The organism is Methylobacterium sp. WL116 (genome assembly GCF_008039455.1).
Taxonomy (GTDB): Bacteria; Pseudomonadota; Alphaproteobacteria; order Rhizobiales; family Beijerinckiaceae; genus Methylobacterium.
In genome coordinates this window covers 1-4,152 of sequence record NZ_VRUV01000412.1, presented here as the reverse complement: position 1 = coordinate 4,152, position 4,152 = coordinate 1, and the positions used below count along the sequence as shown (strand labels likewise).

Annotated in this window: 5 protein-coding genes; 2 read left to right on the top strand and 3 right to left on the bottom strand. The window is 71.0% G+C overall.

From position 1 onward, the window contains the following. The coding region (locus FV223_RS21660; RefSeq protein WP_147728933.1) for an amino acid permease at positions 1 to 978 on the top strand (978 nt) is incomplete at its 5' end. A gap of 215 nt (positions 979 to 1,193) precedes the next feature. Here FV223_RS21660 and xth read toward each other — a convergent pair. After that, positions 1,194 to 2,003, bottom strand: a complete 810-nt coding sequence (xth, locus tag FV223_RS21655) for an exodeoxyribonuclease III (RefSeq protein WP_147728932.1) — start codon at positions 2,001 to 2,003, stop codon at positions 1,194 to 1,196. Between the two features lie 175 nt (positions 2,004 to 2,178). Between xth and FV223_RS21650 the strand changes: the two genes are divergently transcribed. Continuing rightward, positions 2,179 to 2,895, top strand: a complete 717-nt coding sequence (locus FV223_RS21650; protein ID WP_147728931.1) for a lysophospholipid acyltransferase family protein — start codon at positions 2,179 to 2,181, stop codon at positions 2,893 to 2,895. Between the two features lie 6 nt (positions 2,896 to 2,901). Here FV223_RS21650 and FV223_RS21645 read toward each other — a convergent pair whose 3' ends face one another. Both FV223_RS21645 and FV223_RS21640 read right to left on the bottom strand, forming a co-directional pair. Beyond that, positions 2,902 to 3,372 (bottom strand): cupin domain-containing protein, encoded by a 471-nt coding sequence (locus FV223_RS21645; protein WP_147728930.1) that lies wholly within the window; start codon positions 3,370 to 3,372, stop codon positions 2,902 to 2,904. Between the two features lie 167 nt (positions 3,373 to 3,539). After that, positions 3,540 to 4,152 (bottom strand): outer-membrane lipoprotein carrier protein LolA (locus tag FV223_RS21640; protein ID WP_187276201.1); only part of this gene is annotated, 613 nt, incomplete at its 5' end.

Genomic DNA, 4,152 nt, shown 5'->3' with positions numbered 1-4,152 from the left:
CCCGGCGGAGGCGGCCTCGTCAACCTGCCGGCGGCCGGGATCGTGCTCGCGCTGACGGCGCTCCTGATGCGCGGCAGCCGCGAGGCCTCGCTCGTCAACACCGCGATGGTGGCGCTGAAGGTCGCGATCATCCTTGCCTTCGTCGGCGTCGGGGCGGCGCACCTGAAGCCGGAGTTGTGGCACCCGTTCATCCCGGAGAACACCGGCACCTTCGGGGAATTCGGCTGGAGCGGCATCCTGCGCGGCGCCGGCGTGGTGTTCTTCGCCTTCATCGGCTTCGAGACGGTCTCGACCGCCGCCGGCGAGACCCGCGACCCGCAGCGCGACGCGCCGATCGGCCTCCTCGGGTCCCTGGCGGTGAGCACGGTGCTCTACGTCGCGGTCGCCGCGGTGCTCACCGGGCTCGTGCCCTACCGGGCGCTGAACGTCGCCGACCCGATCGCCAAGGCGATCGACGCGATCGGGCTCGGCGGCTTCGCCGTCGCGATCAAGCTCGGCGCGCTGATCGGGCTGACGACCTCGACGCTGACCGCGCTCTACGGCCAGGCGCGGGTCTTCTACGCCATGGCCCGCGACGGCCTGCTGCCGCGGCTGTTCGCGCGGGTGAGCCCGACGACGCGCACGCCCATGCTGAGCCAGGCGACGATCGGCCTGATGACCGCGCTCGTGGCCGGCCTCGTGCCGATCGAGGAACTCGGCGAGCTGGTTAGCATCGGCACGCTCTTCGCCTTCGTGCTGGTCTGCACCGCCGTGCTGATCCTGCGCCGGACCGAGCCGGAGCGGCCGCGCCCGTTCCGGGTCCCGGCGGTCGGGCTGGTGGCGAGCCTCGGGATCCTGTCCTGCCTGCTGCTGATGGCGGGCCTGCCGGGCCAGACCTGGATCCGCCTCGCGGTCTGGCTGACGCTCGGCCTCGCCCTGTACGTGGGCTACGGACGCAGGAACGCCCGCCGGGTGAGGGCGGGCGCGTCGCGGGCTTAGAGCTGGAACCCAGCCTCATGGGGCCTGACCCATGAGGCTGGGTACGGACGCTCAGAACGAGCGGCGGTGCGGGGTCTGGGCGCCGCCGTAGCGGCGGCGGAGATAAGAGACGACCTTCGGCAGCAGGAAGGCGAGCAGGATCTTTCGCATGGGGTCGGCGAACCTTCTTCACGAGCGTGTGAAGATGCAATGCGCCGGCCCCGTTCGCGTTCCGGTCAGAGCTCCAGCGTCAACGTCACGGGCGCGTGGTCGGACGGGCGCGCCCAGCCGCGGGCCTCGCGCGCGACCTCGACCTTGCGCACGGTGCCGGCGAGGTCGGGCGAGACCCAGGCATGGTCGAGGCGGCGGCCCTTGTCGGCCGCCGACCAGTCGGGCGAGCGGTAGCTCCACCAGGTGAAGATCTTCTCCGGCGGCGGCGTCAGCAGGCGCGCGGTGTCGACCCAGCCGGCCTCGTTGCGCAAGCGTTCCAGCGCCTCGGTCTCGACGGGGGTGTGGCTCACCACGTCGAGCAGCTGCTTGTGCGACCAGACGTCGTGCTCCAGCGGCGCGACGTTGAGGTCGCCGACGAGGATCGCGGGGCCCTTCACGCGCCGCCCGCCCCAGGCGCGCAGGTCGCGCAGGAAGTCGAGCTTGTGCGCGAATTTCGGGTTGAGCGCGGTGTCGGGCACGTCGCCGCCGGCCGGCACGTAGAAATCGTGCAGCGCGATGCCCGCCGCGGCGCCGGCCTCGGGGCCGAGCACCGCCGAGATGTGGCGCGCGTCCTGGCGCTCGCAGAAGCTCATCACCGCGCGGGTGACGAGCGGAAACCGCGACAGGATCGCGACGCCGTTGTAGCCCTTCTGCCCGGCGAAGACGACGTTCTCGTAGCCCGAGCCGCGCAAGGCCTTCAGCGGGAAGGCGTCGTCCGGGCACTTGGTCTCCTGCAGGCACAGCACGTCGGGCTTCGCCTCGGCGAGGAAGCGCAGCACGAGATCGATGCGCAGGCGCACCGAGTTGATGTTCCAGGACGTGACGGTGAGGCGCAACGGAAACGCTCGCGGTTGTCGGGGGGAGGCCGGTGGATAGCGCGATTCGCCGGCGCGATCGACGCTGCGACCGGGCGGCCTGCGGAAATGGCGTGCTCCGCCCCGGACGACGGGGTATGTCCGCGCAAAGACCATCGGTCGGCCCCGCTCGACGACACGCCAGAGACATAGCCCCTTGCCGCGCATCCGCTCCGTCCTGTTCAACGCCTACTGGGCCGCCTGGACGGCCTTGTTCCTGGCACCGCTCGCGGTGCTGGCCGCCTCCGGCTCACCGGTCCGGCCGATCCGCGCGGCGACGCGCCTGTGGGCGCGGGGCATCCTGTTCGGGCTCCGCACGATCTGCGGCCTGCGCTACGTCGAGGAGGGGCGCGAGCGCATCCCGGCCGAGCCCTGCCTGATCGTCGCCAACCATCAGTCGGCCTGGGAGACGCTGGCCTTCCTCATCTTGGTGCCCGACGTGGCGATCATCGCCAAGCGCGAGCTCGTCGCGATCCCCGTGGTCGGCTGGTTCCTGCGGCGCTCGCCGATGATCATCATCGACCGGGCCAACGGCACCCAGGCCCTGCGCACGATGATCGACGAGAGCCGCGCCGCGGTAGCCGACGGGCGCTCGGTGCTGATCTTCCCCGAGGGCACCCGCGGCACCATCGACGAGAAGCTGCACTTCAAGCGCGGCGTCGAGCTGCTGTACGGGCGTCTCGGCCTGCCGGTGCTGCCGGTGGCGGTCAATTCCGGGCTGTACTGGCCGACCGGGTCGTCGACGCGCGCCGGCACCGTGACGGTGAGCTACCTCGCCACCCTGGCGCCGGGCCTGCCGGCCGCCGAGTTCATGCGCGGCACCGAAGGCGCGATCGACAGCGAGCTCGACCGCTGGCGCCCGCAGGCGGCGTGAGGGCCCTCAATCGACCGCGCCGTAATAGGTGAAGTGCTTCCGCACCGGCTCGATCACGTCCCAGGTGCCGGAGAAGCCCTTCGGCGTGACGAAGGCGTCGCCCGCGCGATAGGTCTTCGAACGGCCCTCGGCGTCGGTGACGGTCACCACGCCTTCGAGCAGGTGGATGAACTCGTCCCGGCCGAAATCGATGCGGAACTTGCCCGGCCGGCAGGTCCAGATCCCGGCGGCGAACAGCTTGTCGGGGCTCTCGTAGACGTAGGTCGCGGTCTGCTCGGGGCGGCCCGAGAGGATGCAGGAGCGCTCGGGCCAGTACGTCGCGCTCGGCGGCTGGACGGCCGGGAAGTCGACGTTCGTCATCGTCGGCCCATCCAGCACCGGCGGCGGCGGGCCGGCCGGGCGGCGAAGGCCCGGCACCACCGCGAGGAACGCGGCGACGGGACCTGCGAAGGTGTGGAGCAGCCTGGCGATTTCCATGTCGAACCCTTCCTCGAATCGATCGAGGGGCACGATCGGGCGGCGCGCCTTGACGGCGGGTTCACCGGCGCGCCAGGCCACGCCGATCGGCGCGCTTCGGGACGTCCTTCCCCGGATCGATGCGGAAAGCGTTAAGGAAGCCTCACCATGGCGGCCTTTCGCGGACCTCAGGGGGTCTGGGACTGCTTGATCCGCTCCTGCATCGCCTTGTCCTCGGGGCGCCCGTAATTGATGAAGAACAGGTTGCCGTCGACGGCCTTGCCCTTCTGCAGGTTCGAGAGCTGCACGGTGGTGAGGTAGCCCTGCGGATCGGTGATCCGCCACTGGCCGAGCACCTTCATGTCGGCATCGAAGTACAGCTGGATCTTCGAGGTCCCGCCGAGCGTGGCGCGGTCCTCCAGGCTGATGCGGACGCCGCCCGGGTCGTTCGAGACGTCGGTGACGGTGAGGTCGCGGGCGAGGTCGATCTTCTCGCGGACCAGGAATTTCAGCGGGGTCTGCGCGATGAAGTACAGGTCCTGGGTCGCGAGCTTGCGGTCGCGCACCGCCACCGAGGTGCCGTCGGCCACCACCTCCAGCGGCGAGGGCGCGTCGTAGTCGAAACGCAGGCGCCCGGGCTTGGCGATGGTGAGCTTGCCGCCGATCTTCCGCCCGTCCGCGGCGATCTGGATGAACGAGCCGGTGAGCGTGCTCATGCCGTTGAAGTAGGCGTTGGCCTGGGCCAGCACGGTGGCGGCGTCCGGCGCCTCGTCGGAGGCGGCGGCTGGGGCGGGGGTCGGC